This is a genomic window from Tabrizicola sp. (assembly GCF_034366665.1).
Classification (GTDB): domain Bacteria; phylum Pseudomonadota; class Alphaproteobacteria; order Rhodobacterales; family Rhodobacteraceae; genus Tabrizicola.
This window is the reverse complement of sequence record NZ_JAXMMF010000062.1, coordinates 20,266-37,632: the sequence shown is the minus strand read 5'-3', so window position 1 is coordinate 37,632 and position 17,367 is coordinate 20,266. Positions and strand designations below refer to the sequence as shown.

At 67.2% G+C, this 17,367-nt stretch carries 14 protein-coding genes; 13 read left to right on the top strand and 1 reads right to left on the bottom strand.

Annotation, left to right across the window (positions count from 1 at the left end):
• Window positions 1–99 precede the first annotated feature (99 nt).
• Together folE2 and U1E69_RS08600 are read left to right on the top strand one after the other, a co-directional pair.
• Window positions 100–1,185: a GTP cyclohydrolase FolE2 gene (gene folE2 / locus U1E69_RS08605; RefSeq protein ID WP_322243987.1), complete on the top strand. Its 1,086-nt coding sequence runs from the start codon at window positions 100–102 to the stop codon at window positions 1,183–1,185.
• A gap of 41 nt (window positions 1,186–1,226) precedes the next feature.
• On the top strand, window positions 1,227–2,675 hold the full coding sequence (locus tag U1E69_RS08600) for a TrkH family potassium uptake protein (protein WP_322243986.1): 1,449 nt from the start codon (window positions 1,227–1,229) through the stop codon (window positions 2,673–2,675).
• A gap of 79 nt (window positions 2,676–2,754) precedes the next feature.
• On the opposite strand, the gene U1E69_RS08595 is transcribed toward U1E69_RS08600, so the two are convergent.
• A complete protein-coding gene (locus U1E69_RS08595; RefSeq protein WP_322243985.1) occupies window positions 2,755–4,557 on the bottom strand; it encodes a serine protease in 1,803 nt (600 codons plus the stop codon).
• Window positions 4,558–4,716: 159 nt separating this feature from the next.
• On the opposite strand from U1E69_RS08595, the gene U1E69_RS08590 reads away from it, so the two are divergent.
• The 11 genes from U1E69_RS08590 to U1E69_RS08540 all read left to right on the top strand — a co-directional run bounded on the left by U1E69_RS08590 (window position 4,717) and on the right by U1E69_RS08540 (window position 17,363).
• The gene (locus U1E69_RS08590; protein ID WP_322243984.1) at window positions 4,717–5,643 is read left to right on the top strand and encodes a glycine--tRNA ligase subunit alpha; all 927 of its coding nucleotides are present in this window, start codon (window positions 4,717–4,719) and stop codon (window positions 5,641–5,643) included.
• Window positions 5,598–6,116 carry a DUF6446 family protein gene (locus U1E69_RS08585; RefSeq protein WP_322243983.1) on the top strand — a complete coding sequence of 173 codons (519 nt, stop codon included), beginning with the start codon at window positions 5,598–5,600 and terminating at the stop codon, window positions 6,114–6,116. Before U1E69_RS08590 ends, U1E69_RS08585 begins: the two co-directional genes overlap by 46 nt.
• Before the next feature lie 2 nt (window positions 6,117–6,118).
• On the top strand, window positions 6,119–6,784 hold the full coding sequence (locus U1E69_RS08580) for an FkbM family methyltransferase (protein WP_322243982.1): 666 nt from the start codon (window positions 6,119–6,121) through the stop codon (window positions 6,782–6,784).
• 9 nt (window positions 6,785–6,793) lie between these two features.
• Entirely contained in the window at window positions 6,794–9,076 is a 2,283-nt protein-coding gene (gene glyS, locus U1E69_RS08575) for a glycine--tRNA ligase subunit beta (protein ID WP_322243981.1), read from the top strand.
• 92 nt (window positions 9,077–9,168) lie between these two features.
• Entirely contained in the window at window positions 9,169–11,715 is a 2,547-nt protein-coding gene (locus tag U1E69_RS08570; protein ID WP_322243980.1) for a putative PEP-binding protein, read from the top strand.
• Window positions 11,716–11,900: 185 nt separating this feature from the next.
• Entirely contained in the window at window positions 11,901–12,515 is a 615-nt protein-coding gene (locus U1E69_RS08565; protein WP_322243979.1) for a cell wall hydrolase, read from the top strand.
• Window positions 12,516–12,600: 85 nt separating this feature from the next.
• Entirely contained in the window at window positions 12,601–13,500 is a 900-nt protein-coding gene (locus tag U1E69_RS08560; protein WP_322243978.1) for a dihydroneopterin aldolase, read from the top strand.
• 45 nt (window positions 13,501–13,545) lie between these two features.
• A complete protein-coding gene (gene folP / locus U1E69_RS08555; RefSeq protein ID WP_322243977.1) occupies window positions 13,546–14,565 on the top strand; it encodes a dihydropteroate synthase in 1,020 nt (339 codons plus the stop codon).
• Window positions 14,562–15,905 (top strand): phosphoglucosamine mutase, encoded by a 1,344-nt coding sequence (gene glmM / locus U1E69_RS08550; RefSeq protein WP_322243976.1) that lies wholly within the window; start codon window positions 14,562–14,564, stop codon window positions 15,903–15,905. The genes folP and glmM overlap by 4 nt, the downstream gene beginning before the upstream one ends.
• A 175-nt stretch (window positions 15,906–16,080) precedes the next feature.
• A complete protein-coding gene (locus tag U1E69_RS08545) occupies window positions 16,081–16,896 on the top strand; it encodes a hypothetical protein (protein WP_322243975.1) in 816 nt (271 codons plus the stop codon).
• Window positions 16,893–17,363 (top strand): hypothetical protein, encoded by a 471-nt coding sequence (locus U1E69_RS08540; RefSeq protein ID WP_322243974.1) that lies wholly within the window; start codon window positions 16,893–16,895, stop codon window positions 17,361–17,363. The genes U1E69_RS08545 and U1E69_RS08540 overlap by 4 nt, the downstream gene beginning before the upstream one ends.
• Window positions 17,364–17,367 lie beyond the last annotated feature (4 nt).

Below are 17,367 nucleotides of genomic sequence, written 5' to 3'. Positions count from 1 at the left end.
TCGGACCAGGGTGATCCGGCGGCGGGATCCGTACGTAAGACTATCCGGAAATTGAAGGCGCTCGCCTGATGGCGCGCCTGAACCGAAAGGACCTGCCCGATGAATATCCATACTCCCGAGCTTGACCGTCTTCCCTCGCGCGAAGAGGCCGAAGCGGCGCTGGCCGTGCTGCGCCAGTGGGCGGGCAAATCCTCGGACGAGGATATCGCCAAGCTTGATTCGGCGGTCGGCTGGCTGTTGCCCGGTCAGGGCTATCCCGCCCTGTCGCGCAGCTATCCCGAAGCCTTCCGTCCGGACGCGGGCTACAAGGCGTCGATGCCCGACCTGCAGAACGGGCCGTCCAGCCTGATCCGGGGCGCCAAGGCGCGCATCCAGCATGTGGGCATTTCCAACTTCCGCCTGCCGGTCCGCTTTGCGACCCGTGACGGCGCGCCGGTGGTGCTGGAAACCTCGGTCACGGGCACGGTCAGCCTGGAAGCCGAAAAGAAGGGCATCAACATGAGCCGCATCATGCGGTCGTTCTATGCCCATGCCGAAAAGGAGTTTTCCTTTGGCGTGATCGAGGCAGCGCTGGACGACTACAAGGCCGACCTGGGGTCCTTCGACGCGCGCATCCAGATGCGGCTGTCGTTCCCGATGCAGATGGTCTCGCTGCGGTCGGACCTGAGCGGCTGGCAGTATTACGACATCGCGCTGGAGCTGGTGGAACAGGCGGGGGTTCGCCAGCGCATTGCGCATCTGGACTATGTCTACAGCTCGACCTGCCCCTGCAGCCTGGAGCTGTCGGAACACGCCCGCATGGTGCGCGGCCAGCTGGCCACGCCGCATTCGCAGCGCTCCGTCGCGCGGCTGTCGGTGGTGCTGACGGGCGACATGGCGCTGGAGGACCTGGTGGAACTGGCGCGGGGCGCCGTCGTCACCGAGACCCAGGTCATGGTCAAGCGTGAGGACGAGCAGGCTTTCGCGGAACTGAACGCCGCCAACCCGATCTTCGTCGAGGATGCAGCACGGCTTTTCTGCGAGGCGTTGCGGGCGGACGGACGGATCGGCGATTTCCGGGTGGTGGCCAGCCATCAGGAAAGTCTGCACAGCCACGACGCCATCAGCCTTCTGACCGAGGGCGACACCTTTGCGGCGACCAGCCTGGACCCGCATCTCTTCCGGACGCTGATCCACGCGCGCTGATGATTGACCTGGGGCGCGGGGCCGCGTAGCCATGCCCGATCATGGTTGACCTCCGCCCCGTCGCCTATGTCATTGGCCGTATCCTGATCGTGCTGGCGATCCTGATGCTGGCCCCGGCCATCATCGATTGGCGCGCGGGGCTGGCAAATGGCTATGACTTCCTGGCCTGCGCCGCGCTGACGGGGGTCGTCGGCGCGGCCTTGACCCTGTCCACCGGCAACGCGCTGGGGCAGGCGCTGGACACGCGGCAGGCCTATCTGCTGACCGCGGGGATCTGGTTTCTGGTCCCATTCTTCGGTGCCTTGCCGTTCTGGATCGGCGCGCCCGGCCTGTCGCTGCAATATGCCTATTTCGAGGCCGTGTCCGGGATCACCACGACGGGCGCCACGGTGATCTACGGGCTGGAGGAACTGCCCGCAGGCATGAACCTGTGGCGCGGGATGCTGAACTGGCTGGGGGGGCTGGGGATCGCCTTCATCGCGATGATCTTCCTGCCACTGATGCGGATCGGGGGGATGCAGTTCTTTCGCACCGAGGGCTTTGACACCTTCGGCAAGGCGCTGCCCCGCGCGACCGACATCGCCAGGCAGCTTTTGTTCGTCTACTCGGCCCTGACCCTGGCCTGCATCGCCACCTATGCCGGCATCGGAATGTCGACGCTGGATGCCGTGGTCGGCGGGTTCGCCACCATCGCGACGGGTGGGTTCTTTCCGGCGGATGTGTCGTTCAGCAAGTATCCGGGGGCGGGGGAGTATTTCGGGGCGCTGTTCATGATCCTGGGCAGCCTGCCCTATATCCGCTACGTCCAGCTGGTGAACGGCTCGGCCACGCCACTGTGGCAGGATGCCCAGGTCCGCGCCTATCTGCGCTGGCTGGCCTATGCCGTGCTGTCTGTGACGATCTGGCGGGTCTGGACCACGGGCGATCCGGTCGAGCCGGTGTTCCGCGAGGCGCTGTTCAACCTGGTGTCGATCATGTCCTCGACCGGGTTCTTCTCGGGCAGCTTCCCGGTCTGGGGCGGGTTCATGCTGGTCGTCGCCTTCGTGATCGGCGTGGTTGGGGCCTGTTCGGGGTCATCGGCGGCGGGTCTGTCGGTCTTCCGGGTCCAGCTTGTCCTGTCGGTGCTGAAACGCGAGGTCCGGCGGATCGGCAACCCGTCGGCGGTTGATCCGATCCGCTATGACGGGCGGTCGGTCGAAGAGGATGTGCTGAACGCGCTGATCCTGTTCGTGTCGAGCTACATCCTGATCCTGGGCGTGATGAGCGTGGCAATGACCCTGCTGGGCGTAGACACTGTCTCGGCCATGTTCGCGGTCTGGACCTCGCTGGGCAACATCGGCTACGGCTTCGGGCCGCTGGTCGAGCGAACCGGAACCTTCATCGACTTCCCGCCCGGTGCCATCGCGATCATGACGCTGTGCATGATCCTGGGCCGTCTGGGCCTGCTGGCGATCCTGGTGATGGTCCTTCCCAGCTTCTGGAGGCGCTGAGGCAACCCCTCCTCGTTCGCCTGCGGCTCCTCCTCGGTAGGGCAGCAAAGCGCGCGTTGCTTGCGAGGGGCCTGCAGGATTACTCCCAGCACGAGACGAGCACGGCCATGCCCGTCCCCACTTCGGCCAGCGCGCCGGGGGTCAGGGGGGCGGGTGCCGTCGGGGTCTGCGGGGCCAGGCCGTTTGCGGTCAGAAGCCGGGTGATCTCGGCCCCAGACAGCGCGAAGGCCACACCGGCAGGAAGCTGCTTGCCGCCCTGCGGCGCTGCGGGCAACAGCATGCCAAGGACTGCACCGGTCGTGTCCAGCACCGCCCCGCCCGCGTCGCCGGGCAAGGATTGCAGCGTCAGGCGCGACAGCCCCGCTTCGCCGTTCAGGCCCTGGGGGTCCTCGAAGGTGCCGAAGGTCAGGACCGGGGCGGGCAGGCGGTCTTCGTAGGAATAGCCGGGCACGGTCACTTCGCTGCCGGGGCGGGTCGAGCCGGTGGCGAAGGCGGCGACGGCGCGGGGGGCAAGCGGGGACTTCGGTTTCAGCAGCGCCAGGCCCGAGGCCGCATCGGAAAGCGCAATCTCGGCGTCTGTAGTGCGGTCGATGGTGACGCGGCCGCATTGGGTGACGGCCTCGACAGTGGTGACGACCGCGCCGTCGGCCGTGACGAAAAAGCCGGTGCGGCTGAACTTCGGCTTGCGCACCTCTAGCCCCGCAAGAAGGCCAGCCTTGGCACCGGCATCCATCGCCACCATCCCGGGGTCAAGCACGCTGTCCCCATCGGGAGAGAAGCTGTCCTGCAGCACCTTCAGGATGCGGGCATCCCGGCCCTCGTTCCCGGGGGTCGAGATCAGCATCCAGCCCTTGATCCGGTCGCCGTTGCGTTCCGCGTATACGGTCGTATCGGCCTTGGCCGAGGTGCCGCGGATGCGGAAGCTGCGGTCGTCACGGTCGCGCGCGCCGTCAAGCGGGACGGCGTCCAGGGTCTGCAGCACGTCGTAAAGCCCGAACAGCGCCGCCTGGTCGCCGGGCTGCGAGATCAGGACGATCTTCGGCGCACCCTCGACCTTGGCGCGATAATGGACGAAGGGCGGCTCGTAATGGTCGAACTCCACCAGACCCAGGGGCAGGGTGACGGTGATCCCGGATTCGGCCTCGATCACCTCCTGAAAGCCGAAGGCGGCCAATTCGCCCTGCCAGGCGTCCAGAAGCGCGCGACGCTGGCGGGCGGTCAGGATGCCCGTCGGCTCGAACCCCCGGGCCTCTTGCCAGGCGGACATCGAATTGCGGGTGCCCGGTCCGAAAGCGCCGTCGATGGCCGAAGGGTAATAGCCGAACCATTGCAGAGCGGTCTGCAGGTCGCGGCGGTCTTCTGGGGTCAGAAGGGCTTCGCTGTCGCGGGCCTGCTGCCGGTCTTCGTCCGGAGCCTCGACCGGTTGGGGTTCCGGTGCGGGGTCGGCAGCGGCGGTCAGTTCGGTCGCCGGGTCCGTGGCGAGGTCTTGGGCGGCGTCTTCGGCGGCGTCGGGGGAGGCGTCGGGGGAGGCGTCTGGGCTAGTGCCCTCGGCCGGCCAGAACCGATCGCGCAGGTCGCGGGGAAAGGCGATGAAGCTGTCCGAGGGGATCAGGCGTTCGGCCTTCAGGCTGGCCAGCAGCTCGGCCGCTTCCTCGGGCGGGTAGGGTCCCAGCAGGATGCCGAACCAGCCCGAGCGCAGCCCGAAGCCCGCCGTTTCGGGGAAGAGCGCACTGTAGGCCTGGGCGCGGGTCACGGCGGTGGCGCGGTCGGGCTGCGCTTCGACCTGAATGTAGACCTGACCCTCCTGGGCCGCGCCTGCCCTGGGGTGCATCAGCACGAGAGCGGACAGAAGAAGGGCAAACAGGGCAACGGGTCTGAACATGGGATGGTCCTGCACAAGGCGTTTTGCGCACCTTTAGTCAGTGCGCGTGCGGCGGCAAGGGTGAAACCGGTCACGTTTGCGCCGGGCCTTTCCGGAATTGACCCTTTCGCCCCCAGTGGATAGGGAAGGCGCCAGTCCAGCCCCTGCCAGAGGCCGCCCATGTCCGACGCCCCCGCCACACCCCGAAGCTTTCAGGAGATCATCCTGCGGCTGCAGTCTTATTGGGCGGCTCAGGGCTGCGCGGTCCTGCAGCCCTATGACATGGAAGTGGGGGCGGGCACCTTCCACCCGGCGACCACGCTGCGGTCCCTGGGCACCAAGCCCTGGGCCGCGGCTTACGTGCAGCCCTCGCGCCGCCCGACCGACGGGCGCTATGGCGAGAACCCGAACCGGCTTCAGCACTATTACCAGTATCAGGTCATCATCAAACCCTCGCCGCCGAACCTGCAGGAGCTGTATCTCGGCTCGCTTCAGGCCATCGGGATCGACCTTGGCCTGCACGACATCCGCTTTGTCGAGGACGACTGGGAAAGCCCGACGCTGGGCGCCTGGGGCCTGGGCTGGGAGGTCTGGTGCGACGGGATGGAGGTCAGCCAGTTCACCTATTTCCAGCAGGTCGGCGGGCATGACTGCAAGCCCGTGTCGGGCGAGTTGACCTATGGGCTGGAACGGCTGGCGATGTATGTGATGGGCATCGACCACGTGATGGACATGCCGTTCAACGATCCCGCCAGCCCGATCCCCTTGAAATACGGCGACATCTTCCGCCAGACCGAAGAGGAATACAGCCGCCACAACTTTGACGGGGCCGATACCGAGATGCTGTTCCGGCATTTTGAAGCCGCCGAAAAGGAATGTGAGCGGCTGCTTGCCTTCGCGCCCGAGGACCCGAAGTCCGGCAAGCGCATCATCATGGCGCATCCCGCCTATGACCAGACGATCAAGGCCAGCCACCTCTTCAACCTTCTGGACGCGCGGGGCGTGATCTCGGTCACTGAACGGCAGGCCTATATCGGCCGGGTGCGGGCCCTGGCCAAGCAATGTGCCGATGCCTTCCGCCAGACCGAAGCGGGGGCGGATCAGTGAATGCGGGCAAGCTCATCGTGGGGGCCATCTTGATCGTCGCAGTCGCTGCCGGTGCGTTCCTGTGGTACACCGCAGAACGCGCCTTCTATGAACCCGTCGCCTTCCAGCCCGGTGCCGAGATCCGGCTGGTGCCGCTGACCGGCGACCAGCCCGAGGCCATCGTGGTCGAAGCGGTCGAGGGGATCGACGCGATCAGCTCTCCGATCAAGTTCCGCGCCTGTTTCACCACGCCCCTGTCGCTGGCGATGCTGACCGAGACGTATCGCGATTACCCGGCGGCCGAGCCGCTGATCGCTCCGAGCGGCTTTGACTGCTTTGACGCGCAGGCCATCGGGCAGGCGCTGGAAAGCGGCGAGGCTCTGGCCTTCCTGTCCGAGCCCGAGATCCATCCCGGCGTCGACCGGGTGGTAGCCGTCTTCCCCGACGGCCGCGCCTTCGCCTGGCATCAGCTGAACGGCAACCTGGCGGAGTGAGCATGGCCGAGGCCGACGACGCCCTGAGGAAGCTGAAGCGCCGTCACAAGCGCGACCTGCGCCATGCGCGGGCGGAAGGGCTTTTGGCGGGCGTGGTCTCGATGCTGCGGCCGGGCGATGTGGTGGTGGACTGCGGCGCGAACCGGGGCGATGTGACCGAGGTGCTGGCGGCATCGGGTGCCTCGGTTCATGCCTTCGAGCCGGACCCCTACAACTTGGCCCACCTGCAGGACCGCTTCGCCACCGCCTCCAACGTGACGCTGCATGCCGCGGCGGTGGGGGTGAAGGCCGGGATCGTGCAACTGATGCGGGCTGCCAACTGGGACGACAACCCGGACTTCGCCTCCGTCAAAAGCACCGTTGTCGCGGGGGGCCACAACATCGCCGAAGGGCAGGGGATCGACGTCGCGTTGATCGACTTTCCCGCCTTCCTGCGCGGGCTTCTGGACGCGCACGGGCGCATCGCCTTCGTCAAGATGGACATCGAGGGCGCCGAATTGGACCTGCTGGGCGCGATGCTGGACGGACGGCTCTTCGACCATATCCAGCTGACCGTCGCCGAGACCCATGAGCACAAGTTCAAGGACCTGCGCCCCCGCTTTGCCGACCTGCGCTCTGCCATCGCCGCCGCCTATCCGCCCGCCCGCGTGAACCTCGACTGGATCTAGGAACCCGACATGCCCGACCTTCTGATCGAACTCTTCTCCGAGGAAATCCCGGCGCGCATGCAAGCCCGCGCCCGCGAGGATCTGCGCAAGCTCGTGACCGACGGGCTGGTCGAGGCGGGGCTGACCTATGCCAGCGCCGGGGCCTTCTCGACGCCGCGCCGGCTGGTGCTGTCGGTCGAGGGGCTGACCGCCGAAAGCCGCCCGGTGCGGGAGGAGCGGAAGGGGCCGTCGGTGTCCGCGCCTGCGCAAGCGGTGGAGGGGTTCCTGCGGTCGACGGGCCTGACGCTGGACCAGCTGGAACGCCGGGCGGACAAGAAGGGCGAGACGTTCTATGCTGTCGTCGAAAAGCCGGGCCGGACGGCCGAGGCCATCGTGGCCGAGGTGTTGGAAGGTGTGATCCGCACGTTCCCCTGGCCAAAGTCGATGCGCTGGGGCTCGGGCACTTTGCGCTGGGTGCGGCCGTTGCAGTCGATCATCTGCCTGCTGTCGGATGAGACAGGCGCGCATGTCGTGCCGCTGACCGTGGACGGGATCGTGGCGGGGAACACGACCGAGGGCCACCGTTTCATGGGCAACGGGCGGTTTGTGGTGCACGGCTTCGACGACTACGCGGTGAAGCTGAAGCGCGCCAAGGTCGTGCTGGACAGCGCCGAACGCGAGGCCGCGATCTGGCAGGGCGCACAGAACCTGGCCTTTGCGGCGGGGATGGAGGTCGTGGCCGACCCCGGGCTGCTGGCCGAGGTCGCAGGTCTGGTGGAATGGCCGGTGCCGCTGATGGGGCGGATTGCAGAGCAGTTCCTTGGCCTGCCGCCCGAGGTGCTGCAGACCAGCATGAAGGAGCACCAGAAGTTCTTTTCGGTGAAGAACCCGAAGACCGGACGGATCGAGGGCTTCGTGACCGTGGCCAACATCGAGGCGGCGGATGGTGGCGAGGTGATCCTGAAAGGGAACCAGAAGGTGCTGGCTGCGCGCCTGTCGGACGCGAAGTTCTTCTGGGAGAATGACTTGCGGGTCGCCAAAGCCGGGATGGGCGAGTGGGTGGAGGGGCTGAAGGCCGTCACTTTCCACAACAAGCTTGGCTCTCAGGCCGACCGGATCGACCGGATCGCGGCTTTGGCGCGGGAGATTGCGCCCTTGGTGGGGGCTGACCCGGAGGATGCGGAATATGCGGCGAAGATCGCAAAGCTGGACCTGCGGTCGGCGATGGTGGGCGAGTTCCCCGAGTTGCAGGGCGTGATGGGCCGCTACTATGCGCTGGTGGCGTTGCAGGAAGACCCCGCCCCGGGCCTGACCCGGGGCCTCGGGTTGCCACACGGAGGCCCCGGATCAAGTCCGGGGCGGGTATCCGCAATCGCCGATGCCGCCCGCGATCACTGGCGACCGAAGGGGGAGAGTGACTCCGTTCCGACTGAACCCGTCTCCGTCGCCGTGGCGCTGGCCGACAAGATCGACACGCTGACCGGGTTCTGGGCGATTGACGAGAAGCCTACGGGCTCGAAGGACCCGTTCGCTCTGCGCCGGGCGGCGTTGGGGGTTGTGCGGTTGGTGTTGGGTAATGGGGTGCAAGGCTCAATTGAAAAGCTGCTAGTGTCCCACTCTGCTCGGGTAACTGGTGACGCTTCAGCGGCTTTCGCCTTAGAAGGCGATAAAATCGTTGAGGCAGGCCAGTACAAGGTGATCTCCAAAAAGTATGATTTGGTAAAGCTCGCCAACGACGGCGCTGACAGGCCGACAATTCACTTTAATGAGTTCACCTCTGCACACGCCGCAGACCTCCTCTCCTTCTTCCACGACCGCCTCAAGGTCTACCTCAAGGACCAGGGCGTCCGGCACGACATCATCGACGCCTGCCTTGCCATGCCCGGCAACGACGACCTGACGCTGCTGGTGAAGCGGGCCGAGGCGCTGGCGGCGGTGATGAAGACCGAGGATGGGGCGAACCTGCTGCAGGGCTACAAGCGGGCGGCGAATATCCTGTCTCAGGCCGAGGCGAAGGACGGGGTGGAATACTCGTTCGGGGCGGACCCGAAGTTTGCCGAGACGGACGAAGAGCGGGCGCTGTTTGTGGCGCTGGACACCGCCGAGGCGGCGATTGCTCCGGCGATGGCGCAGGAGGATTTCGGGACCGCGATGGAGGCGATGGCGGCCCTCCGCGCGCCCATCGATGCGTTCTTCACCGCCGTGCAGGTCAACAGCGACAACCAGATCGTCCGGCGCAACCGCCTGAACCTTCTGCACCGCATCCGGGCCATCTGTTCCGGCGTCGCCGATCTGACCCGCATCGAGGGCTGAGACGCGCCCAAAGATTCGTCACGTAACTGACATGTCACGCTTGATTGACAGGGGTTTCGGCGTATTCTGCACCTGAACATCAAGGTGCTGCAGTGCAGAAATACGACCCCATCGCGGAGTTTGCGCAGATCACGCCAAGCGCGCAGATCGCGACTGCAAGCCACGGCTGGCGGGCGAAATGCCTGCAGCGGCTGGTGCGGCTGGACCTTCCGGTGCCGAAGTCCGTCGCGCTGCCTACGGCGACCGTGCGGGCCATCGCGGCGGGTCACGGGGTGGATGCGGCTGGAATCCTTGACCATTTCGGCGACGGCCCGCTGATCAGTGTCCGCCCAAGCCCCGCCAACCCCGACTGGGGCGGCCCAGCAACGATCCTGAACATCGGGCTGAACGCCAAGCGCCACGCCCGGCTGGCCGAGACGCATGGCGAGGCGGCGGCGGATGCGCTGTATCTGCGCTTTGTGCAGGCCTATGCGATCCACGTCGCACGGCTGGACCCCGAGGTCTTTGACGGGCTGAAGCCGGGGCCGGGTGCCCTGCGGGACGCCTTGCGCGAATACGAGGTCGAAACCGACGAGCCCTTCCCGCAAGAGCCCGCCCGGCAGCTTTCGGAAGTGCTCCGCAGCATGGCGCGGGCGTGGGAAGGGACCTCGGCCCGGCTTCTGCGCCAGGCCAAGGGCGCGCCCGAAGAGGCGGCGCTGGGGCTGGTCGTGCAGGAGATGGCGCAGGGGATCGGGCAGGGCATCAGCGGCTCGGGGGTCATGCAATTCGTCGATCCGGTCACCGGCCAGCCGCAGATCACCGGGCGCTACCTGGGCCAAAGCCAGGGCCGCGACGCGCTGAAGACGACCGAGGCGCTGTATCTGACCCGCGATGCGCGCGGCGCCTCGCTGGAGGATATCTCGCCCGAGGTTTTCGGCAGGCTGGTCGAATACGGGGCCGTCTGCCGCCAGCGCCTGCGCGAAGAGATGCAGATCGAGTTCACCGTCGAGGATGGCCGTCTGGCGGTTCTGGACGCGGTGAAGGTGCAACGCTCGGCTCGGGCGGGGCTGCGGATCGCGGTGGCGCTGGCCGAGGACGGGATCATCCCGCGCAATGAGGCGGTGCTGCGGGTCGAACCGCGCGCGCTGTCGGAACTTCTGCACCATCAGGTCGATCCACGCGGTCCGCGGGACGTGATCGCGCGGGGAATCGCGGCCTCACCCGGGGCGGCGACCGGGATTTTGGTGTTTTCGTCCTCGGCGGCGCAGGCGGCGGCGTCGCGGGGCGAGGCTTGCATCCTGGTGCGGCGCGAAACGGCACCCGAGGATATCCGGGGGATGCATTCGTCGGCGGCGGTGCTGACCGAGCGCGGTGGCATGACCAGCCATGCGGCGGTGATCGCGCGGGGTCTTGGTTTGCCCTGCGTGGTGGGCGCGTCCGAAGTGCGGATGGACACGCGCGACAAGAAGCTGACGGCCGCGGATGGACGTGTCTTCCGTGAGGGTGACCTGGTGACGCTGGACGGCACCAAGGGCGAGGCGCTGGCGGGCGCGGCCGAGATGCTGCCGCCCGCGCTGGACGACAGTTTCCGGCGTTTGCTGGCCTGGGCGGACGAGGTGCGCGACATCGGCATCCGGGCCAATGCCGACACGCCTGCCGATGCGGAAACGGCGCGGAAGTTCGAGGCCGAGGGCATCGGGCTCTGCCGGACCGAACACATGTTCTTCGACGAAGACCGCCTGATCGTCATGCGCGAGATGATCTTCGCCGACACCCCCGGCGACCGTGCCGCGGCCCTGGCGCGGCTGTTGCCAATGCAGCGCGCGGACTTCGTGCAGCTCTTTGAAATCATGCAGGGGTTGCCGGTCTGCATCCGCCTGTTCGACCCGCCTTTGCATGAATTCCTGCCCTCGGACCGCGAAGGCTTGCGGGATCTTGCGGAAGCATTGGACCGCCCGTTGTCCGAGGTCACGCGCCGCGCCGAGGCGCTGACCGAGGTGAACCCGATGCTGGGGATGCGGGGGGTGCGCCTGGGCGTGGTCCTGCCGGAAATCTATGACATGCAGGCCCAGGCGATCTTCGAGGCGACGCTGGAAAGCGCCCGCCGCGGCGCCCCCGTGGTGCCCGAAATCATGATCCCGCTGGTCAGCGCCCGGCGCGAGGTCGAACTGGTGAAGACCCGGATCGACGCAGTGGCGGCGATGGTGCGCACCAAGGCCGGGGGAAGCTTCGACTACAAGCTGGGCGTCATGGTCGAAACCCCCCGCGCCGCGCTGCGGGCCGGAGAGATCGCCCAGCACGCCGCTTTCCTGTCCTTTGGCACCAACGACCTGACCCAGATGACCTACGGGTTGAGCAGAGACGACGCGGGCCGCTTCATGAACACCTATGTCCGGCTGGGGGTGTTCCCCGAGGACCCGTTCCACATCCTGGACATCGACGGCGTGGGCGAACTTTTGCACATCGGGGCCGAGCGGGGTCGCAAGACTCGGAAAGACCTGACGCTTTCCATTTGCGGCGAGCATGGCGGAAACCCGGAATCCATCGACTTTTGCCGGCAAGCCGGGTTCGACTACGTGTCATGCTCACCCTACCGCGTGCCGATGGCGCGACTGGCTGCGGCGCACCTTGCGCTCAACGATAAGGCGAAAGTCGTTTAAGATCAGTTACCTGTAACGTTTTCTTAAGAGATTTCGGCCGTTTTTCGGCGGTATCTCGCTTATGCAGCATTGAATTCCGTGGCATTTCGGCAACAGCGGTAGACCGGCGGGAACAGAACCCATAGGTCGCCTGCTGCTTGCAAAGGTGGGGACACGCCCGCCGGAAACGAAAGACGGATGAGCAGATGAAACGCGTTCTGACCCTCGCGGTGGCGATGGCCCTGGCGGCCACGACCGCCTTTGCCGATGCCAGTTGGCCGGCCAGCATGTTCGGCTTTCAGTCGGCCGCCATCACCCCTGATCTGAAGCGCTTGCCTTCACCGGACCTGAACGGGCCCTTGCCCGCCATCGCCATGACCGACGGCATCACCGAGGACTGGCTGATGTCGCGTTCTGCGCCCACGGGCGATGCGCAGTGGGAATGCCTGACCGAGGCGCTGTATTTCGAAGCGCGCGGCGAAAGCCTGGATGGGCAGATCGCCGTGGCGGAAGTGATCCTGAACCGCGTCGACAGCGGGCTTTACCCGCGCACGATCTGCGGCGTGGTCAAGCAGCGCGGCGGCGGGGGATGCCAGTTCTCGTACGTCTGTCAGGGCAAGGTCAAGATGCGGGAAAAGCGCGCCGCCGACCTGGCGGGGCGGATTGCGCGCGCCATGCTGGACGGTGCGCCGCGCGTCCTGACCGACGGGGCCACGCATTTCCACACCCGCGCCGTCAAGCCAAGCTGGTCGAAGCGCTTCGCCCGGACGGCGGCCATCGGCGCGCATCTCTTTTACCGCCAACCCGGGACCCGGGGCTGATGTCGGGTATTGCGCGTTCGGTGACGCCTTCTCGCTTGGCCCCTGCGCGCTGCATGGTATGAGGAGCCGAACCGCGGAGGCGCCCATGACCATGTCCGATATCGAGCTTGCCTTCGCCCACCCCGAGGATCGGGCCGAGGCTTCGGCGGGCGCCGCCCCGCGCGACCGGATCAGCTTGCGCGACCACGTGGTCGAGGCCGACATCGGCGCTTTCCAGAAGGAACGCGGCCACAAGCAGCGCCTGCGCTTCAACGTCGTGGTCGAAGTGCGGCCCGTGACCGAACCGCTGGAGGATGACGTCGACCGCATCCTGTCCTACGACCGGATCACCGAAGCCATCGACGCCGAGCTTGCCGCCGAACGGCTGAACCTGCTGGAAACCCTGGCCGAACGGGTCGCCGAGCGTATCCTGGCCGAACCCGCCGCCATGCGGGTCTTCGTGCGGATCGAGAAGCTGGACATCGGCCCCTATGCCCTTGGGGTCGAAATCGTGCGGTCCCGCGCCGAACGTCCGGTGCAGACCGAGGGGATGGAGGCGGTGCATCCGCTGGTCGTCTTCCTGGACAATCCGTCGATCCATGCCGATGACCTGTCCGCACGGCTGGATGCGCTGCTGGCCCAGGGGCTGCCGCTCATCCTGACCGTCGGTCTGCCTGATCTGCCGCGCCCCGTGACCGGCCACAAGCCGACGCAACGCCGGGTGGACCTCTTGGCGATGGAGCAGAATGCCTGGACCCTGGCCGCCCGCGATCCGCGCTGTGTGGTGGTGGCGACAAGGACGGAAATCGACTGGGCGATCAAGCGCAGGCAGTCTGTGGTCTGGGCGCCGTCCAAGCTGGTGCTGGACGCGGTGGACGGCCCGAAGGGGTCCGAGCCGGTGAGCCTTGCCTTGTGGCTTGCGGAAACAATGTCGGCCACGGCACTGGTTGTTCACGGCGACGTTGCAGTCCCGGCAGGAAGCCGCGTCCCGGTGCGGCGGGCCTGACGCTTCCCCCTTGAAAAGCGGCGGACCATCGGCCACTCCGGGGGCATGGAATACTTTCGACCGATTGCGATGACCGATCCGGCGCGGCCTGCGGGGGCCTTCACCCTTGCCGGGGGATGGTGCTGGTTCGACCGGGCCGAGGTCCTGTCGCGGGCTGCGGCGGGCCGGATCATCCCCGCAAGCGAAATCCCCGCCGCGGTCCTGCACCGCCTGACCGCGCCCCGCGCGCCCTTCGCCGCGCTGGAGATGGACCGCCCGCGCCTGATGGGCATCCTGAACGTGACGCCCGACAGTTTTTCCGATGGCGGCAAGTTCCTGGGGGCCGAGGCCGCCGTCTCGCAAGCCCGCGCGATGGCCAAGGGGGCCGAGATCATCGACATCGGGGGCGAAAGTACGCGTCCCGGCGCGGTGGAGGTGCCGGTCGCCGAGGAGATTGCCCGCACGGTTCCGGTCATCCAGGCGCTTCGGACCGGGGGCCTGACCTCTCCGCTTTCGATCGACACCCGGAAAGCGCCCGTGGCCGAGGCGGCGCTGCAGGCGGGCGCGACCATCGTCAACGATGTCTCGGCCTTCGACTTCGACCCGTCGATGGGACCGCTGGTGGCCCGGACCGGTGCTCCGGTGATGCTGATGCATGCCCAGGGCGTGCCCGAGACGATGCAGGACAATCCGCTTTACGGCGACGTGCTTCTGGACGTCTACGACGCGCTTGCCACGCGGCTGGCGCGGGCCGAGGCGCTGGGGATCGACCGGGCGCGGATCGTGCTGGACCCCGGTATCGGCTTTGGCAAGACGCAAGCCCACAACCTTGCACTTATCCGGGGGCTGTCTCTGTTCCACGGCCTTGGCTGCGCGATCCTGCTGGGGACGTCCCGTAAGCGGTTCATCGGGTCCATCGGCGGCGCCGACCGGCCCGAGGACCGCGCCCCCGGCTCCATCGCGACGGCGCTGGCGGGCGTGGCGCAGGGCGTGCAGATCATCCGCGTCCACGACGTCGCCGAGACGCGGCAGGCGCTGCGGCTGTGGCAGGCTTTGAACACCGATCATTTGGAGACTGACGCATGACCAGAAAGCTCTTTGGCACCGATGGCGTCCGGGGGCGGGCGAACAGCTGGCCGATGACGGCAGAGCTGGCCCTGAAGCTGGGGGCTGCGGCGGGTCGGTATTTCCGCCGTGACGGCTCCTCGGCGCACCGGGTGGTGATCGGCAAGGACACGCGGCTGTCGGGCTACATGCTGGAAAACGCGCTGACGGCGGGGTTTACCTCCACCGGGATGAACGTGCTGCTTTTGGGCCCGGTGCCGACTCCGGCGGTCGGCTACCTCACGCGGTCGATGCGGGCGGATGTGGGCGTGATGATCTCGGCCAGCCACAACCCGCACCAGGACAACGGGATCAAGTTCTTCGGGCCGGACGGCTTCAAGCTGTCCGACGCCGCCGAGGCCGAGATCGAGGCGATGGTCGAAGGCGAGATTGCCCCCGCCAAGCCCGAGAACATCGGCCGCGCCAAGCGGATCGAGGACGGGCGGGGCCGGTATCAGGAGTTCGTCAAGACCTCGTTCCCGAACGGGTTGCGGCTGGATGGCCTCAAGGTGGTGATCGATTGCGCGAACGGGGCGGCCTACAAGGCAGCACCCGAGGTCTTGTGGGAGTTGGGGGCCGAGGTGATCCCCGTCGGCGTTCACCCGAACGGGACCAACATCAACGACCGCTGCGGGTCCACCCATACCGAGACGGCGGCCGAGGCGGTCGTCGCCCACGGCGCGCATGTGGGGATTTCGCTGGATGGCGATGCCGACCGGATCATGATCCTGGACGAGACGGGCCGTGTTGCGGACGGGGATCAGATCATGGCGCTGCTGGCGGCTCGCTGGGCCGAGGAGGGGCGGCTTTCGGGCGGCGCTCTGGTCGCGACCGTGATGTCGAACCTGGGGCTGGAGCGGTTCCTGGAAGGCCGGGGCCTGCGGCTGGAACGGACAGCGGTGGGCGACCGCTATGTGGTGGAACGGATGCGGGAAGGTGGCTTCAACCTGGGGGGCGAGCAGTCGGGCCACATCGTGATGACCGACTATGCGACCACGGGCGACGGCCTTGTCGCGGGGTTGCAGTTCCTGGCCGAGATGGTCCGCACCGGGCGGCCGGCGTCCGAGCTGACGCGGTCTTTCGCGACGGTCCCGCAGATGTTGAAGAACGTCCGGTTCAGCGCCGGGGCCAGGCCGCTGGATGTGGCCTCGGTCCAGGAGGTGATCCGGGCGTCCGAGCAGCGGATCGAGGGGCTGGGGCGCATCCTGATCCGGAAATCGGGGACCGAACCCCTGATCCGGGTCATGGCGGAATGCGAGGATGAGGCCCTGCTTGCCGCCGTCGTCGACGAGATCGTGGGCGCGGTGGAGGCTGCGGTCTGAGGCTGTCCACGGCGGACATCTTCGGTTCCTTCAATTGAAACAGTGGCTTGCGGCTTTGCGTTAAGCCGGCCTTAACCATTCGTCTGACTGGCGGAAGGTCAGGCTTTCCGCTCTGGTGCCGGGGCGTGGGTCCGGGGCAGTCTTCTGACGGTAGACGGGACAAAGTGAGGCAGTGATGCGGAAACCGGGACATGCGGCGTGGCTGCTGGTGGCGCTTTGGGCCGGGACGGCCCAGGCGCAGGACCTGTCGGTTGCCGGGCACCAGATTACCATCAAGGAGGACGGAATGGGCGGCGCGGCGCTGGTCGTCGATGGCGAGGTCCTGCACGAGGATGGGGTGATCTACCTGGACGAGGCGCCGCAGGTCGTGGGCGGGGTCACGGTGATCACCGGTGTCGCCGGGGCGGGCGGCAATGCCTGCGCGGCGGCCCCCTTTGTGCTGGCCTTGCCCGAGGGCGCGGCCCCGGCGCTGCATGGCCCGCTGGACAGCTGCCGGGAGTTTGCGCTGCAGGTCCAGCCCGATGCGCTGGTATTCGCGACCGATCCCCTGCCGTCCGAACCGGGAGAGGTCTGGGTCTGGAACCCGGCCACCGGCCTGACCGAAGCCCTGCCCGAAGCGTTCAGTGCCGATCCCGGTGCGGGGTGGGCGGCGGTCGCAGGTCTGGCGCAAGCGCATCCGGTCGACGCCATGAAGCTTGCGCCGGTCCTGTCGGCGCTGGAGACGGGCCTTGGCGTCGACTATCCCGTGTTCGCCGAGCGCATCTCGGACCTTGGCTCGGGTGACCTGACGGCCGAGGGCTATCTGGGTCAGGCCTGCCTGAAATTCACCTGCGACGCGGACTGGGCGCTGCTTTACCTCCATCCGGCGACCGAGGGGGTCTTTGCCGCCTGGCATGTCTCGGGCGAGATCGAGCCCCGGGTCTGGCCTGCGGATACGACGCTTTGGCCCGCCGAAGCGATGGCCGCGCTGCGCGGGGCGGTCGGGGAATGAAGGCGGTCTTCGTGGCGGGTCTGACCGTCCTTGCCCTTCCAGCGCAGGCCGAGATGCGCGATGAAGAGCACCGCATCGGCGACACGCTGGTCAGGATCGCCGTCGTCGAAACCATCGAGACCTTGACCGTCGGTCCGGGCGCTGACGCACAGACCAAGGTCCTTTCGGCTGCGGATGTGGAAATCGTCGCCTTCCTGACCGACCCGGACAGCGAAGCGCTGCTTGGCCTGCCGGTGCTACTGGTCGAGGTGACGGGAACCCACAGCTGCGAGGCAGGCGATGCGCGCGCCTACTGGGCCGTGACGCTGGGCGACCGGCCGATCTCCGATGGGCCGGTGACCACCTGCCAGGCGCTGACCCCGGGCCTTGCCCCCGGTATGGCTGTGCTGGAGGCCGATCCGATGGGTGAGGGCCGGGAGTTCTGGACCTGGACGCCGGGCAAGGGCTGGTCTGGTCAGGCCGAATAGCGCG